The organism is Pseudoalteromonas sp. SG43-5 (genome assembly GCF_014164345.1).
Classification (GTDB): domain Bacteria; phylum Pseudomonadota; class Gammaproteobacteria; order Enterobacterales; family Alteromonadaceae; genus Pseudoalteromonas; species Pseudoalteromonas distincta.
On record NZ_JACJFA010000018.1, the window covers coordinates 1 to 14,929 of the forward strand.

The 14,929-nt window shown below is 39.7% G+C and carries 17 protein-coding genes; 9 read left to right on the forward strand and 8 right to left on the reverse strand.

Features of this window, described 5'->3' with window-relative positions; genetic code table 11:
• The first annotated feature begins 326 nt into the window (after positions 1-326).
• A complete protein-coding gene (locus tag H5161_RS16060; RefSeq protein ID WP_182695887.1) occupies positions 327-920 on the forward strand; it encodes a hypothetical protein in 594 nt (197 codons plus the stop codon).
• 2 nt (positions 921-922) lie between these two features.
• Here the strand turns inward: H5161_RS16060 and H5161_RS16065 are convergent, their stop codons facing one another.
• Positions 923-1,303, reverse strand: a complete 381-nt coding sequence (locus H5161_RS16065) for a hypothetical protein (protein WP_039489163.1) — start codon at positions 1,301-1,303, stop codon at positions 923-925.
• Between the two features lie 99 nt (positions 1,304-1,402).
• Between H5161_RS16065 and H5161_RS16070 the strand changes: the two genes are divergently transcribed.
• Complete coding sequence (locus H5161_RS16070; RefSeq protein WP_154904115.1) at positions 1,403-1,843, forward strand: TerB family tellurite resistance protein; 441 nt, start codon at positions 1,403-1,405, stop codon at positions 1,841-1,843.
• A gap of 21 nt (positions 1,844-1,864) precedes the next feature.
• Here H5161_RS16070 and H5161_RS16075 read toward each other — a convergent pair whose 3' ends face one another.
• Positions 1,865-2,431 (reverse strand): NADPH-dependent FMN reductase, encoded by a 567-nt coding sequence (locus H5161_RS16075; RefSeq protein WP_154904116.1) that lies wholly within the window; start codon positions 2,429-2,431, stop codon positions 1,865-1,867.
• Between the two features lie 119 nt (positions 2,432-2,550).
• Between H5161_RS16075 and H5161_RS16080 the strand changes: the two genes are divergently transcribed.
• Positions 2,551-3,450, forward strand: a complete 900-nt coding sequence (locus H5161_RS16080) for a LysR family transcriptional regulator (RefSeq protein WP_182749587.1) — start codon at positions 2,551-2,553, stop codon at positions 3,448-3,450.
• Between the two features lie 32 nt (positions 3,451-3,482).
• On the opposite strand, the gene norR is transcribed toward H5161_RS16080, so the two are convergent.
• Complete coding sequence (gene norR / locus H5161_RS16085; protein WP_182769668.1) at positions 3,483-5,039, reverse strand: nitric oxide reductase transcriptional regulator NorR; 1,557 nt, start codon at positions 5,037-5,039, stop codon at positions 3,483-3,485.
• 279 nt (positions 5,040-5,318) lie between these two features.
• On the opposite strand from norR, the gene H5161_RS16090 reads away from it, so the two are divergent.
• Both H5161_RS16090 and hmpA read left to right on the forward strand, forming a co-directional pair.
• Positions 5,319-6,551: an NnrS family protein gene (locus H5161_RS16090; protein ID WP_154904119.1), complete on the forward strand. Its 1,233-nt coding sequence runs from the start codon at positions 5,319-5,321 to the stop codon at positions 6,549-6,551.
• Positions 6,552-6,571: 20 nt separating this feature from the next.
• Positions 6,572-7,753: an NO-inducible flavohemoprotein gene (hmpA, locus tag H5161_RS16095; RefSeq protein ID WP_024605008.1), complete on the forward strand. Its 1,182-nt coding sequence runs from the start codon at positions 6,572-6,574 to the stop codon at positions 7,751-7,753.
• 71 nt (positions 7,754-7,824) lie between these two features.
• Here the strand turns inward: hmpA and H5161_RS16100 are convergent, their stop codons facing one another.
• The 3 genes from H5161_RS16100 to H5161_RS16110 form a co-directional block, all read right to left on the reverse strand.
• The gene (locus H5161_RS16100; RefSeq protein WP_024605009.1) at positions 7,825-8,196 is read right to left on the reverse strand and encodes a hypothetical protein; all 372 of its coding nucleotides are present in this window, start codon (positions 8,194-8,196) and stop codon (positions 7,825-7,827) included.
• A complete protein-coding gene (locus H5161_RS16105; protein ID WP_182769669.1) occupies positions 8,196-9,803 on the reverse strand; it encodes a S41 family peptidase in 1,608 nt (535 codons plus the stop codon). The genes H5161_RS16100 and H5161_RS16105 overlap by 1 nt, the downstream gene beginning before the upstream one ends.
• Positions 9,804-9,903: 100 nt before the next feature.
• Complete coding sequence (locus H5161_RS16110; RefSeq protein WP_149603346.1) at positions 9,904-10,557, reverse strand: endonuclease; 654 nt, start codon at positions 10,555-10,557, stop codon at positions 9,904-9,906.
• A 231-nt stretch (positions 10,558-10,788) separates the two neighbouring features.
• Here H5161_RS16110 and H5161_RS16115 point away from each other — a divergent pair, with 231 nt between their 5' ends.
• Positions 10,789-11,757: a DnaJ C-terminal domain-containing protein gene (locus H5161_RS16115; protein WP_154904127.1), complete on the forward strand. Its 969-nt coding sequence runs from the start codon at positions 10,789-10,791 to the stop codon at positions 11,755-11,757.
• A complete protein-coding gene (locus H5161_RS16120; RefSeq protein WP_024599636.1) occupies positions 11,757-12,077 on the forward strand; it encodes a chaperone modulator CbpM in 321 nt (106 codons plus the stop codon). The genes H5161_RS16115 and H5161_RS16120 overlap by 1 nt, the downstream gene beginning before the upstream one ends.
• A gap of 62 nt (positions 12,078-12,139) precedes the next feature.
• On the opposite strand, the gene H5161_RS16125 is transcribed toward H5161_RS16120, so the two are convergent.
• On the reverse strand, positions 12,140-12,865 hold the full coding sequence (locus H5161_RS16125) for a hypothetical protein (RefSeq protein WP_154904128.1): 726 nt from the start codon (positions 12,863-12,865) through the stop codon (positions 12,140-12,142).
• 313 nt (positions 12,866-13,178) lie between these two features.
• Between H5161_RS16125 and H5161_RS16130 the strand changes: the two genes are divergently transcribed.
• Complete coding sequence (locus H5161_RS16130; protein WP_024595094.1) at positions 13,179-13,559, forward strand: hypothetical protein; 381 nt, start codon at positions 13,179-13,181, stop codon at positions 13,557-13,559.
• Here the strand turns inward: H5161_RS16130 and H5161_RS16135 are convergent, their stop codons facing one another.
• Positions 13,560-14,000 carry a PaaI family thioesterase gene (locus H5161_RS16135; protein ID WP_149603343.1) on the reverse strand — a complete coding sequence of 147 codons (441 nt, stop codon included), beginning with the start codon at positions 13,998-14,000 and terminating at the stop codon, positions 13,560-13,562.
• A gap of 167 nt (positions 14,001-14,167) precedes the next feature.
• Here H5161_RS16135 and lexA point away from each other — a divergent pair, with 167 nt between their 5' ends.
• Positions 14,168-14,785, forward strand: coding sequence for a transcriptional repressor LexA (lexA, locus tag H5161_RS16140; protein ID WP_024595093.1), 618 nt, complete (start codon positions 14,168-14,170; stop codon positions 14,783-14,785).
• Positions 14,786-14,929: the final 144 nt, after the last annotated feature.

Below are 14,929 nucleotides of genomic sequence, written 5' to 3' on the forward strand. Positions count from 1 at the left end.
TTGTAGAGAGCCCGACTAGAAATAGTCGGGCTTTTTTACGTCTGCAGAAAAGTAAAATGTGCGCAATTAACGCACACTCACAGCAATATTCATCTCGTAGGTCGGGCGAGCGTAGCGACTCCCGACGTTAAAATCACATCTAGAAGTGTGCAATTAATATTTATAAAAGTAGGATTGTTAATGAGTGCAGAGGTTTTTAGTCGTTAATCATTACTTAAAATTTTATCTAGCTGTCCCGTTCTCATTTTTATATAGATACTTCTAATAAAGTACTTAAGAAAACTGTACTATTACAGGTGTTTTAAAATAACTATAACGAGAAACAAATGAAATTATTAACTGCAGCAACTTTATTACTTGCTTCATCGACAGCCTTTGCACGCCCTGCACCGTTAGTGTCTATTCCTACTCATGATGCCTTTTTTAATAGTATTGCAGCGCATTGTGGTAAAGCTTTTGAAGGTGAAGTAGCGGTAGATAACGCGAAAGGCCCAAGCTCATTTACAGATAAAAAACTGGTTATGCATGTACGTAAATGTAGTGAGACTGAGTTACAAGTACCGTTTCATGTAGGAGACGATGCATCACGTACGTGGATCATAACTAAAACGGGTAGCGGCTTGAGTTTAAAGCACGATCATCGTCATAGAGATGGAACAGACGACGCATCAACTATGTATGGTGGCCATACGCTTGATGCAGGGTTTGCGCAAATGCAGTCGTTTCCAGCAGACCAATACTCTAAAGAGTTATTTGTAAAACAAGGTCTTGCGCAGTCTGTAGGTAATACATGGCAAATGTATATTTACCCAGAAGTATTTACTTATCGATTAATTCGTCAAGGACGTGAGTTTAAGGTGGATTTTGATTTAACTAAACCGATTATTCCACCATCAGCACCTTGGGGTTATAAAGACTAAGGTTACTTACCTTTACTTGTATCTTCTTTAGTTTCGCATTGGAGTAAAACACTTAAATCTGGTTGGTAAGCGCGTGGTTTTGTTGGAAAGCGTTCGTACTCTTGCACGCCTTCAAGTACTTTCAACATAAAGGTATTGCCGCGGCATAGACGGTCAGCATGACGTAACAAAAATACACTTTGATTCGTAAAGTGTTTGTAATCGTCTGACTGGATTTCTATTTTATAGTTGTCTTCGCCAATTTGTGTTTGGTAGTAATGTACTTTGTTATCAAAGTCGTAGAGCTTCTCGGTTTCGGCTTTTTCAGCAAGTGCAGTATTTGCACTCGAAAGGGCCACCAGCGTAGCGCCTATAAATAAGCGTGGTGTGTTTATTCCTTTCATAAAATGTATCCTTTAATTTGCGAACTTTATACCCATTAATAAGAGTAATAAGGTCGATTTCTTTACGTATTAGTCTAACACCCAAAAAGGGAAAGTGTGATGTTCAAACAAATAAAACAACTTTTTGCTGTATTCGATGAACAGCAGCCAAGTATGCAAGAGCACGACTTAAAAACAGCGGTTGCTGCATTATTAATTGAAGTTATGCGCGCAGATACCAAGCTTGAACATGATGAACAACGAACCCTGACTGTAACCTTAAAAAAGTACTTTAATTTAACAGACACTGAGGTTAATGAGCTTACTAATAATGCGGCAAGTAGCTTAGATGATTCGATAGATTACTTTCAGTTTTCAAAACAGATTAATGAGCATTGTAGCGCGGAGCAGCGAATAGAAATAATAGAGTTATTATGGCGCTTAGCGTATGCCGATGGAGAAATAGATCCCCAAGAAGACTACGTTATACGTAAAGTAGCAGGGCTTTTATATGTAACGCATACCGACTTTATCGCCGCCAAAATAGCAGCGACAAAGTAATTAGTTATTTAGGCGTGCAAGTTATCTTAACTTACTTGCAACGCTTACTAACTGATGAGCGAGGGCTGATACTTTTTCTGCCGTTACAGGTTCATTTATTTGCCCATTCTCATTAAACAGTGTGTGCACAGCGGGTACTGCAAGTTGATCGGCAAGTACTAACGATCCAATGCCGCTTAATATATCACGCACATGATTTAAACCGCGTAAGCCGCCAAGCCCACCAGGCGATGCTGCAAATAAAGCGACCACTTTATTACGAAAAGCAGGAACAGCACCTTGCTCTGTGCGCGATGCCCAATCAATCGCATTTTTTAGCGCTGCGGTAATAGAGCCGTTGTACTCTGGGCTTGCTAGTAAAATACCGTCGGCTGTACGTAGCTTATCTTTTAAAAGCTGTACATCGCTTGGTGTACCTTGCGCTTCAATATCTTCGTTAAATAGTGGGATGTTTAATTCGTTTAGTTTTATTACTTCTACTTCAGCACCTGTTTGTAGAGCAAAACGTGCTGCCTCATTAATAATTTTTTGATTAAAGCTTTCTTTGCGAAGGCTTCCAGCTAGGGCGATAATTTTTGGTGCTGACATGGTAGTGGCCTTTTAATGTTTTAAGTTACATGACTAATGTAGCAAAATTTCACTTGTAGAAAACCCTAATAAACGCAACACTTATGTGCGTATATGCACATAAGTAAAAGGTAGGCAGCATGGCGATAAAATTTGAAGATTGGCAAGACGTTAAAGTTGCGTTCGAAGTAGCACGGTTAGGCACGCTAACAGCAGCGGCCGAGGAGCTTAATGTGCACCACAGCACAGTGCTTAGGCGAATTAATAATCTTGAAAAAAACTTAAATGCACGGCTTTTTCATCGCCATGCTCGTGGCTACAAGGTTACTGAAATTGGCACCAAGTTATTTGCAACAGCACAAACAATCCATAGCTCCTTAGAGCAGTTACATAACGATATAGTAGCGGCCGATAGCACCCTTAGAGGTAGTTTGTTGCTAACGACGGTAAGTGGCTTTATGGATATACTTGGTGATGTATGTGAGCAATTTCAGGCGCTACATCCACAAGTGCAGCTTGAGGTTATTTTAGAACAAAAAAGGCTAAGGCTCGATCACGGACAAGCACATATTGCAGTGCGTGCAGGCCCAAGGCCTGATGAAGGCGATTATATTGCTCAGCATTTGGCGCAGCTTTCATCGGGTTTATACGCTAATAAACGTTACATTAATAAATACGGTATGCCTAAATTATTAAGTGATTTACAACAACATAACTTTGTATCGGGCGTGGCTGGTTTTAATGCCCGCGTGCCTTATTTTGCATGGGCTGATGAGCACATTCCTGCATCGCAAATAAAGCTGCGAGTATCTGAAACTGCAGAAGCGACTCGTGCAATCATTAAAGGGCTAGGCATTGGCGGATTACAACATGACGTAGCGGCGCAATATCCTGATTTAGTGCCTATATTACACAGTGAGTTAAGCTGGCCTACCGATGTATGGTTAGTCACGCATCACTTAGTGCATCGTACTGCTAAAGTACAAGCTTTTGCAGGGTTGTTAAAAACACACTTTAGTAAGTTAGCTGCTAATCAATAGTTTTAGCAGCGTTTTAGCTGTATTTTAAATGATTATAGTGTTTTTTTTACTTCTATCCCTAGGCGTTTAGCCAAGCGTACTAAGTTTGCTCTATCTAATTCAAGTACTCTTGCTGCTGCTGACCAGTTGTAGTTATGCTTCTTTAATTGCTCGGTAATTACGTTGTATTGCAACGATTCTACAGCTAGCTTTAAAGGTTGGTTGATTAAGGTGTTGGTTGTACTTTGGCTTGCTACTAGAGAGTTTTGCGGCGCACTCGGTGTTAAGTCACAGTGCTCGCTTGTAATGGTTATTATTGGATTTTGCCATTGGCTTTGTTTTGCTTTAAGGGCGCTGCGGCTAATGACGTGTTCAAGCTCGCGAACGTTACCTGGCCAGTTGTACTGATTAAGCAATACTTGCGCTTCAGGGCTTAGTTTTAATTGTTTTATCCCTAATTTACGGGCTGTTTGCTCGATAAAATAACCAGCTAAGAGTGTTATGTCGTGCTCGCGTTTACTAAGTGGTGGCACAGTAATAGGGTAGACACTGAGGCGATGGTATAAATCGGCTCTAAAGCGACCTTGAGCTACTTCTTCTTTTAAATTTCTGTTGGTTGCAGCAACGACGCGTACATCTACGTACTTTGGCGTGTCTTCTCCTACCGTTTGTATTTCGCCACTTTGTAGCACTCGTAATAGTTTACTTTGCATGCCCAGGGGCAGTTCGCCTATTTCATCTAAAAATAACGTGCCGCCATCAGCTAATTGAAATTTACCTTGGCGCGAATTTAGTGCGCCTGTAAAAGCCCCTTTAGAATGACCAAAAAATTCACTTTCGGCGAGGTTTTCGGGAAGCGATGCACAATTTAAGTGAATAAGCGGTTGATCTTTTCGAGCTGAATTTAAGTGAATGTTACGCGCAACAAGTTCTTTCCCTACCCCTGTTTCACCTAATATCAGCACGCTAAAGTTAGATGCTGCAACGAGTTTAATTTCGTTTTTAAGTGTTTTCATTAGTGGACTTTGACCAATAATTTCACCGCCGTCACGTGTTAATGCTTCACGATTTAGTTCTTGTACTAATGCACTTGAGTGCTGTGCATGCTGTTTGTAATGGGCAAGTTCTAAGGCCGTTTTAAAGTGCGCGCTACACAGCGTTTGTAAGGTATTGAGTGTATCAGCGCTTATGCTGTTAAATGCATTGGCGTTAAGGCTATCAAACGTAAGTACGCCAAGTAGCGCGTTTTTATCATAAAGAGGTAAACCTAAACATGCATGTACCGGTATGTCGCCGGTTTTAGCTAATAGTAATCCGTCGTATGGATCGGGTAGTGGGCAGTCGTGCGCAAATTGAAGCGCGAGTGTGCTTTTGCAAATAGCTTCTAGGCGAGGGTGTTCTACTATTTTAAATCGTCTGCCTAAACTGTCGGGCATTAATCCTTTAATTGCCAGTGGTTTTAGTTGTTCGCCCTGAAGCACTAATAACGCACTTGCATCACTTGGAATAACCCGCTCAACCGTTGCTAGTAATTGATCAAAGCTATGCTCGTGTAGTGTACTCTGAGCAAGCTCTAGAGCAACTTGTGTAAGGTTGAATTGCTGGTTCACGTCAAAATGACCTATTTGTGTTTTTATGAGTTAATTTATAGTAGGTCATAAAGACTCACACTGCAAAGTGATTTAATTTAACTTGTTGAATTTAATTAATTAAACTTGTTGGCACAGTATGTGTAATAGCTAAGTAACGTAGTTAGTTACAGAGATCGCCATGAACACACTAATGCTGAATAATTTAAATAATCAAACACAGTTTAGTTCACTGCATGAGGCACTAGCGTGCGCTGAATACTTTTTTGCTCAGTATGGTGTAGGGCAGGAAATAAAATAATGCGCCCTATAAACTTAACTGAGCCAATGCCAGCACGCGTTGCTATTCATCAAGTATCTCAATGGCCGTTATGGATGCTAGCTTTTAGGCCTTTCTTTTTAGGCGGTGGCTTATTGGCATTTTTGTCAGTGGGGTATTGGCTACTTATTTTAACAGGCCATGCAAGTTGGCACTTATCGATACCTGCGACATTATGGCACGCGCACGAAATGCTGTTTGGCTTTGCAGGAGTTGTAGCTGTTGGCTTTTTACTTACCGCAGCACAAACGTGGACAGGCGTGCCGAGCATAAGTGGCAAAGCCCTTATGTGGCTTACGTTTATATGGCTTGCAGCGCGCTTAGCATTTTTTGTAGTACTGCCAGATATTGCTCATTTTAATTTATATGCTGCACTTACATTACAAGTTATTTGGTGGCTAGGCGCCATAACCGCGTTGGCTAATATGTTATTAAAAGCCAATAGCAAAAGTAACTATCCGTTTTTAGCTATTTTAGCTGTGCTTTGTGGGCTCAATGTATTGTATTTAATACTTGTTTTACAACAAAACATGCAGCTTGCACTTGGTGTGGTTGATACCGCAGTGCTGGTTATTACTTTACTAGTTGGCATTGTTGCGGGCCGCGTTTTACCATTTTTTACCGCTAAAGGTCTGGGGTTAGCCGCACAAGTTCGCACTCCTAAAATAGATAAAGCTGTTATGTATTTATCTATTGTGGCTATCACTTTATTTTTCATCAACAAGTTGTTTTTGAACACGATTAATCCTGCGTTAGTTGTTGCAACTGTTGCTGCGCTTCACCTGCTTAGGGCTGGTTGTTGGTGGGATAGCAAGGTATTGAGAGTGCCGTTGTTATGGTCTTTACATTTTTCCTACTTAGCGTTAGGCGTAGGGTTAATGATGGTTGCATTTAGCTTTTATAGCAGTGCAATGCAATTTAAAGATGCGCTGCACTTAATCACTATTGGCACAATAGGTATGATGATTTTAGCAATGATGACGCGTGTATCGCATGGTCATACAGGGCGGATACTCGCTATTCCTCATTACATGGCTGTTGCTTTTGCATTTTTGCTTGTGGCCGCTATTACTCGTTCATTACTCCCTTTTATTATTAGGCCTCACCTTGCTTGGCAAATAAGTGCTTTGCTGTGGTTAGTAGCTTTTTCATTATTTTTAATTCACTGCACACCTATATTAACGCGGCGTCGTGTTGATGGGCGTCGTGGTTAGTTCATCCATAGGAAATACATATGTTATCTGATAAAACCATTGAGATTGTAAAAAGCACAGTTCCGTTATTAGCGCAGGCGGGTACGGTTGTTACCGATCATTTTTATAAGCGTTTATTTAGTCATAATCCTGAGCTTAAAAATATTTTTAATATGGCGAACCAAGATACAGGTCGTCAGCAATTTGCACTTTTTAATGCATTGGCTGCGTATGCACAAAATATTGATAATTTAGCCGTATTAAAAGAAGCGCTAACACGTATTAATCATAAGCATACAAGCTTGAATATTTTACCTGAGCATTACCCTATTGTAGGTGCACACTTAATTGGTACGCTTAAAGAGCTTCTTCCTGAGCAATTTACTCCCGATGTTGAATACGCTTGGCGCGAAGCTTACGGCGTACTTGCTGATATTTGTATAACCGAAGAAGCTGCTTTGTATGAGCACAGTAAAAATAAACACGGTGGTTGGGCGGGAACTCGGCAATTTGAAATAACCAACAAACAGGCCGAATCAGAACTAGTAACGAGTTTTACACTTACGCCAGTTGATGGCGAAGCTGTTATTACACATAAACCAGGGCAGTATTTAGGTATTAAAGTTAAGCCAGAGGGCGCTGAATATGAAGAAATTCGCCAGTATTCTATTTCACAAAAAAGTAACGCTAAAAACTACCGTATTAGTGTTAAAAAAGAGCTACAGCCAAAGCCTGGCATGGTGTCTAATTATTTACACTCATTAGAGCAAGGCACTATTGTTGAGTTATACCCGCCGGCAGGAGACTTCTTTTTACGCAATAACACAAGTCCAGTGGTTCTCATTTCAGCAGGTGTTGGGCAAACGCCAATGCTGGCTATGCTTGAAACGTTATTAAGTGACAATTCTAATCAAGAGATTATGTATTTACATGCTTGCGAAAATACTCAGCAACATTCGTTTTCAAAATATTTATATGATCTAACAGCGCAGAATAACCACTTGAAAACAATAACGTGGTTTAACCAAGCGACAGAGGGCGCTGACTTTACTGGGTTAATGAACCTAAATGCAGTACAAGCACAGCTACCATTGAGTAATGGCGACTTTTACTTATGTGGTCCTGCCGGTTTTATGGCATTTATAAAAAAGCAGTTACTTGAACTAGGTGTTAAAAACGAGCAGATTCATTATGAAGTGTTTGGTCCGCATGAAGACTTGTAATAACGCTTTAAAATAGAAAAAGGCGTACAGCGATGTGCTGCGCGCCTTTTTATAAACGCTAATAAAGTGCCTTATAACTCTTTACAGGTCACACCTTCAAGTACTGTAGTAAGCTCTTTTTTAGGATAGTAAAGCTCGCATTGGTTATTACGTAGTTGCAAAATAAACTTCTCAGATTTTATATTATGCGCGCCCATAATTACTCTGCCATCAGACCCTTTACTCATTGCATGATCAATTAGCAGTTCGCTACGTTTAGTAAATACGGAATCGGAAAGTGTTACTAATGCGCCTCCCTTAGCTTGTTGAATTGCCTGTTGTAGTGTTGCAATAACGCTAGGATTAACGCTCGTTAATATAGCGGGTTTAGCGGGATCACTATTTACACTTTGGCATCCACCTAAAGCGAATAAGGTAGCTAATGGGAGTACTAATTTAGCCATTACCTTTCCTCACTCAGTGTTGGCCAAGTTAAGTCCATATTACGCTGGGTAAATTGCTCAGGCATATTTAAAGGAATGAGAGATTCACGAGAGCTTGAAAAATTAGCTGGCTCTGCTTTTGCAGCAGCCGTTCTAATTGGGCAATTGCCATTTTCAACATGAAACAATGCGGTGGCTAAAACGGCCTCGTCACTGTCGCCTAACTGATGATCAAAGTCGTCCTCAATTTCACAACCTTGAACATCAGCATCAAATTGTGGCGTAGGGGTTGGTGTAAAACCCGCAGCGTATTCGCCAAATCCTTTGCTATTTACCCCACTAAATTGAATAGTGTAATAGGTTGTTGCGCAGTTATGAGTTGGGGTAAAGCCATAGGGCTTACCGCAGGTTGTATCGCCAATTAAAATAACTTCTGCGTCTATACCTTTTAAACCATTAATAAAAGCTTCTGATGCCGAACAGGTGCCTGATGTGCTTAATACATAAACCTTCGATAAGTTTAAATCAGGTAGGTTTTCACCTGTGCTAAAAAAAGTAGAGTAATCTATTTCTTCATCAATAAATGGAAAAGGTGAATCAACGGGTTGTTTATCGTTTTGTTGAGTTTGATAATAAAAGCGGTTGTTAACGTTGGCATTACCGGCAACCATATAAGCTAATTGTGCCGACAGTGCTAATAAACCACCACCGTTATATCTAAAGTCGATTACAAGCTCATCAATACCATCGGTTTTAAACTTATTTACTGCATCAATAAGCCCTTCTTGGGCAATGCTTATATGGCTATTAAATTGCATGTAACCCACGCTTGAACCATTTGCGGTTGTAATCGTTTTAACATTTTGTACCGGTGTTTGTTTAATATTGCCAGCGGTTACATTAAATGTTTTTTCGGCGCCATCGTTACTGCGTACAACAATAGTATGTGAGTCGCCGTTAGTAGGACTAAATAAACCTTCGTTAAGCGTATCTACACCCGACTGTGTATTGGTATTAATGCTAACACCGTCAACTGAAAGTACAGTATCACCACGTTGAAAGCCTATTTGGCTTGCAGGTGAATCATCTTCAAGATAAGCGACGCGTAAAATACGGTCGGCTGTATCGCCAATAAACGCCCAATTTATACCGTAACCAGAAGTAACGCCCGATTGCGCTTCTTGAAAGTAATCTTCAGTAGGTTCTGAAAAATGAAAGTTATCTTTTTTTGCTCCTGAGTCGGTAAGCTGCTCTGTTTTTAATTGGGCAAAATAATCGGCTACTGTGGCAAAGCTTTCAGGATCGTTATCGGCAATCTCATCATACCAAAGGTAGGTTTCGTCGCTCCAAGAACGAAGCCAGAGTTTTTCGTAAAGGGCAGAACCGGCTTGATCTGGGTAAGGCTCGTTGTTATTAAAGGGATCGTTACCCGTACGCGGGGTTTCGCAAAAGTTTTTTAAATCGTTAGAGGGTTCAAATACACCCGCAGTCCATGTTGGACTGCTACTAACAGGTGTTGTAACTACAGGGGCTGAGTCGATACCGCTACCGCCGCCGCCACAACCGGTCAAAGCAAAGCCCGCAAATGCAGTGAAAATGGCAAGCGAGGTTTTATTATTTTTAAACATAGTTAAGGGCTTTTTTGTAAATAAGTTGTTTAAAATATTACAACACTCGCTCGTTTATTCAACATTTATAACTTTGATTTATGTAAATGAGTGTTAAAGCTTAGAGCTTGCTCGCACTACTTGTATCTGCGAATGCTTGCTTTTGCCATGCATTAAATAACTTTTGCTGTTTATCAGAGATTTTTAAACCGTATGTTTTTTGCATGTAAGCGTAGGTGTCAGCTATACGTTTTCGTGCATAAACAGGCGGTTCAACTACACGTTGCTTAAAGTTTACTTTTACTTCGCAACGGCCATATTGTGTGGCGTTTTCGCTAAGCATACCAAAACGATAATTAGAGCGATCGGCATTAATTTCGCCAATAGCTGGCGCTAAGTTATTTATATCAGCTTCCATTTTTCTAAATTTAGCACTTACTTTACGGCAGTTTTTACGCCCGCCATCTTGCCAGCATTGTAGCTGGTGACCAAATTCCCACGCCGGAACAATGTGCTCCCACTCAATGCGTAGTGCTCGCACATTTACTTTACCTGAGCGGGTAAGGGTATTTCGAGGAATGTAACCACAGTTAGACGGGTCAGGAACGAGTTTTTTGCCTTCTTTTTTAATATCACAGCCGCAGTAAATGCTTTTGGCGTTGTCAGGTAGGGTTTTAATTAAATGTCTTTTAGCCGTTGAAAAACGGGTAAATTGTTCGGCTGATACCGAAACGCACACACAACAAGCCAATAAGGCCAGAATAAATCGAGTCATATCCATCACAAATGTGAACTACAGGAATAGGCAGTTTAAAGCCCTGAAGATAAAAGATAAAGTTAACTTAAGGCCAACGCTTATATTACTAAAAAGTGCCTGATTAATTTTTTACTCAAAGTTATTTTCACTATTCATTTATTTCTCACTATTTATCGTATTTTAACCACACAAGGTTACCCGTTAAGGAGTATGCTTAAAGCTTACTCAATATGAGGATTTGGATTGCAAATGAAATTTGTTGATTATTATGCAGTGCTTGGAATATCGCCTGATGCAGATGATAAAGCGGTTAAAGTAGCTTATAAAAAGTTAGCCAGAAAATATCACCCAGATGTAAGCAAAGAGCCTCAAGCAGAAGATAAGTTTAAAGAAATAGCAGAAGCTTACGAAGTCATTCATAACAAAGAAGAACGCACTAAATACGATGAGTTACGTCGTCATCAACAAAATCGTGCTCGTCAACAGCAAGGCCATTATGGTGGTAACAATGCCTCTTCGCAGAGTAATTACCAGCAAAGCGATCCTCAAACCGACCAAGAGTTTTCTGACTTTATTAATTCAATGTTTGGCGGAGCTGGTGGTTTCGATCGTTCCGGGCAGAGCAGAAGTAATGCCGCTCGCGCGCAAAAAGGACAAGATGTGGAAATAGAGTTCCCAATTTTTCTTGAAGAGACTTTAGTTGATACCGTTAAGCCTGTTGAGTTTATGTTACCGCAGCGAGACAGCAGTGGCCGTGTCACTGAAATTAAAAAATCACTTAAAGTGAAAATTCCTGCAGGCTCAGTAAATGGCGAGCGAATTCGACTAAAAGGGCAAGGCGGATTAGGGTCAGCTAATGGGCAAAATGGCGACTTGTATTTACAAATTAGTTTAGTGCCTCACCCATTATTTGATGTTGAGGGCCATAACCTAAATATAGTTGTCCCTCTTGCACCATGGGAAGCGGCTCTTGGTACAAAGCTAAATTTACCTACGTTGACAGGAAACATCCAATTAACTATTCCTTCTAATAGTCAGTCTGGTCAACGCTTGCGTATTAAAGGTAAGGGATTAATGAGTAAAAAAGCTAAAGGTGATTTATTTGCTGTGCTTAAAATTGTTAATCCAACATCTGTTGATGATGCCAGTAAAAAACTGTGGGAAGAATTAGCCAAAAAAGCTCACTTTGATCCCCGTAATAACTGGAGCAAGCCATAATGCAAATTATCGTGACACAAAAAGACGATTTACTTACTAGCAAAGAGCTATGTTTGAGCAGTGATATTAGCGAAGCAATTTTATATGAGCTAGTTGAGCATAATATTGCGGTTCCAATTGAGGGGGATCATGTTACGCAGTGGCAATTTACGGTATCTGCAGTGACCTTAGTTAAAAAAGCGGCCCGTATCCAACATGACTTTTCGTTAGATTGGTCGGCAATAGCTTTAGTTTTACAATTGCTGGATGAGCGTGATGAGTTGATTTTCGAAAACGAAATGTTAAAGCGACATTTGAGTCGATTTAAGCACTTGGAATAAAATAAGCCCTAGGCTTATTTACTCTTTGATAAGTGGGCGCTAGCTCTCAAAAACCAATATGACTACTTTGATTTATTCTTATTTTTAATTCGGATAAATCGTTTTAGTCGTATATTTTGTATAAGTAGTAATATTCCACTTAAACAAAAAAGTACACTGGTTGCTGAAAAGCTAATAAGCAGTGGATTATTAAAATCCTCTCGCTCATCGTAATCCATAATATGTAACATCCAAAAAAAGTCGAATATTCGCCATAGCGTGCTGCGAACGGTAACAACTTTGCCGTTATTTTCTGACAAGTACAGTGTTGTGTTAAAGGTGTCGTCAAATTGGACCTGCCAAACATTGGTTTTATATCCGACTTCCCGCGTACCTAGCTTTAGTAGTACAGCGCTTGTTACTTGAGCGTCAATAAGTAAGTGTGCTTTAGCATTTGCGGTAATTTGTATTTTAGTTGGCGGTTCAAATGGTCGGCCTGTTATTCCATTGAAGCTTTGCTGCTCGTTATTACTAAAGACAGTAATAAGTGGTGTAGTTAAGAAGTTCTCAAAAATTATTTGTGTTGGATTAACCACCTGAGAGGCAATATCGTCAAGGGAGGCAACATAATCAGCCTGCGTAAATGGGTTATTAAGAGTACGTGTTGCAAGATGCTCCCCATGAACTTTATCAAGAGGGATTGCACTCATAATTAAACCACCTAGTAACCATGCTAAAATTTGTAGTGCTAATAAATATCCTAACCATTTATGTAACTTGCGAGCATGTTTAAATATTTTTTTATTCATGTTTTAGTCTTATTATTTTTAGAGGCTAGTTTATTACATTAATGGGATAAGTTACTGCGACATTTTGTCGCAGTTTAAACTATAGCTTACTGTAATCATTTAAAAATAAAAAAGATTACACTTAAATTCCTAACATGACTTATCTGTTTAATTGAGCTGGATGTTTGATATCCAGCTAGCTTTAAATGCTAAAAAATACTTAAAAGCTGCGAAATATCCATATAAAGTGGTTATTAGGGCATAGTTGATTTGGTATAACGGTAAAACTGCGTTAAAGTTTGCAATGAAATTATTAGAGGATAAATACGAAACGATGTCGGAAATTCAATTTTTAAATGTAGATCTTGAGCTTGAATCAAAGCAAGATATTAGTTTGCTAGTGGCGGACTTGAAAAAAGTCGCGACGATTTTACATTATGACAAAGACGAATACCGTCAACTAGCGCGTATTGAAGCTACAGGTGAGGTGAGCACACCTGATAAAGCCATAAACCATATATGTGAGCTTATTGAATCGTGTTCGCGTAACGCGCTAAAGCAATGGTTAAGCTGTTCACGTAGAACGTTTGATATTGGTTTTGAATCAGGGACTTCTCCTAAGTGCTTTAATCAAGCCTTAGATGCAGATACATTATTGCGTATATCTGCGATTGGTGCGGGTATGGAAATTACCATTTACCCAATCGAAAAGTAACTATCTTCGCTCTACGACTGCTGCGGTCATTTTTGATACGCAGCACAGCTCATTGCGGCTATTTGTAATTTTTATTTCCCATACTGAACTACGTTTACCTATATGAAATGCTCTAGCCGTGGCTGTTAAAGTGCCGTTGCGAGATGCTTTTAAATGACTTGCGCTAATCTCCTGCCCTACACAGTAAAATTTAGTAAAATCGACAACAAAGTTAGCGGCATAGCTGGCAACTGTTTCGGCAAGTACAACGTTAGCACCGCCGTGTACCATCCCCATTGGGTTATGATGCTCAGGAATTGCCGGCATTGTGGCAACCAAATAATCATCGCCAATTTCTGTGACTTCTATCCCCATAGTTTTCATTAATGTTCCTTGGCCATTAATGCCTTGTTCTAACTGCTTGCACAGCTCTAAGGTGATGGGCTGGTACCAAATACTCATAATGTCTCCTTTGCATTTTTAATCATTTATAAACTTAGCTTTAGTTATATCCCTAAAATGTACACAAGTGAAATTACTTTAGCTATTTTAAGGCTTAATTTAAATTTGCGATTTTTATTTAACTGTATATACTCACAGTTAAATGTACTGTATGGAAAACCAGTTGTATGCGACCATTAACGAACCGCCAAGCTCAAATACTCGAACTAATTAAAGTTTTTATTAAAGACACTGGTATGCCTCCTACACGTGCTGAAATAGCGCAAACATTAGGTTTTAAAAGTGCCAATGCTGCTGAAGAACATTTAAAAGCACTTGCTAAAAAAGGCGCAATTAAAATGAAACCAGGTGCAAGCCGTGGTATTCAATTAATTGAAGAAGAAGAGCCAGAACAATTAGGTTTACCGCTTATAGGGCGTGTTGCTGCTGGTTCACCTATTTTGGCGCAAGAGCACGTTGAAAGTCACTGCAAAATCGATCCATTAATGTTTAAACCGGCTGCAGATTTTTTACTACGCGTTAACGGTATGAGCATGAAAGATATTGGTATTATGGATGGTGATTTACTTGCTGTACATCGTACTCAAACTGCTGAAAATGGACAAGTTGTTGTTGCTCGCCTAGATGAAGACGTAACTGTAAAACGTCTTGAGAAAGCGGGTCGTAAAGTATTACTTCATGCTGAAAACGACGATTTTGACTCTATTGAAGTAGATCTTGAGAATGAGTCTTTTAATATTGAAGGCTTAGCCGTTGGCGTTATAAGAAACGCTGATTGGATGTGACTTTAAAAATAGCTTTTAAACAAGCAGTTTTATAAATGCGTACTAATTAGTACGCATTTTTGTTTTAAAATTTGTACTAAAAAATAGGGCGTAAACAGCCCACTGACTATTTAAGCTGTAAACTTTTTTGCACTTATATTTTCC

What these genes read in the sequence shown, in the direction of transcription:
- H5161_RS16060 (WP_182695887.1), top strand. Translation starts at nt 327, where the DNA reads ATGAAATTATTAACTGCAGCAACTTTATTACTTGCTTCATCGACAGCC.
- H5161_RS16065 (WP_039489163.1), bottom strand. Translation starts at nt 1,303, where the DNA reads ATGAAAGGAATAAACACACCACGCTTATTTATAGGCGCTACGCTGGTG.
- H5161_RS16070 (WP_154904115.1), top strand. Translation starts at nt 1,403, where the DNA reads ATGTTCAAACAAATAAAACAACTTTTTGCTGTATTCGATGAACAGCAG.
- H5161_RS16075 (WP_154904116.1), bottom strand. Translation starts at nt 2,431, where the DNA reads ATGTCAGCACCAAAAATTATCGCCCTAGCTGGAAGCCTTCGCAAAGAA.
- H5161_RS16080 (WP_182749587.1), top strand. Translation starts at nt 2,551, where the DNA reads ATGGCGATAAAATTTGAAGATTGGCAAGACGTTAAAGTTGCGTTCGAA.
- H5161_RS16090 (WP_154904119.1), top strand. Translation starts at nt 5,319, where the DNA reads ATGCGCCCTATAAACTTAACTGAGCCAATGCCAGCACGCGTTGCTATT.
- hmpA (WP_024605008.1), top strand. Translation starts at nt 6,572, where the DNA reads ATGTTATCTGATAAAACCATTGAGATTGTAAAAAGCACAGTTCCGTTA.
- H5161_RS16100 (WP_024605009.1), bottom strand. Translation starts at nt 8,196, where the DNA reads ATGGCTAAATTAGTACTCCCATTAGCTACCTTATTCGCTTTAGGTGGA.
- H5161_RS16105 (WP_182769669.1), bottom strand. Translation starts at nt 9,803, where the DNA reads ATGTTTAAAAATAATAAAACCTCGCTTGCCATTTTCACTGCATTTGCG.
- H5161_RS16110 (WP_149603346.1), bottom strand. Translation starts at nt 10,557, where the DNA reads ATGACTCGATTTATTCTGGCCTTATTGGCTTGTTGTGTGTGCGTTTCG.
- H5161_RS16115 (WP_154904127.1), top strand. Translation starts at nt 10,789, where the DNA reads ATGAAATTTGTTGATTATTATGCAGTGCTTGGAATATCGCCTGATGCA.
- H5161_RS16120 (WP_024599636.1), top strand. Translation starts at nt 11,757, where the DNA reads ATGCAAATTATCGTGACACAAAAAGACGATTTACTTACTAGCAAAGAG.
- H5161_RS16125 (WP_154904128.1), bottom strand. Translation starts at nt 12,865, where the DNA reads ATGAATAAAAAAATATTTAAACATGCTCGCAAGTTACATAAATGGTTA.
- H5161_RS16130 (WP_024595094.1), top strand. Translation starts at nt 13,179, where the DNA reads ATGTCGGAAATTCAATTTTTAAATGTAGATCTTGAGCTTGAATCAAAG.
- H5161_RS16135 (WP_149603343.1), bottom strand. Translation starts at nt 14,000, where the DNA reads ATGAGTATTTGGTACCAGCCCATCACCTTAGAGCTGTGCAAGCAGTTA.
- lexA (WP_024595093.1), top strand. Translation starts at nt 14,168, where the DNA reads ATGCGACCATTAACGAACCGCCAAGCTCAAATACTCGAACTAATTAAA.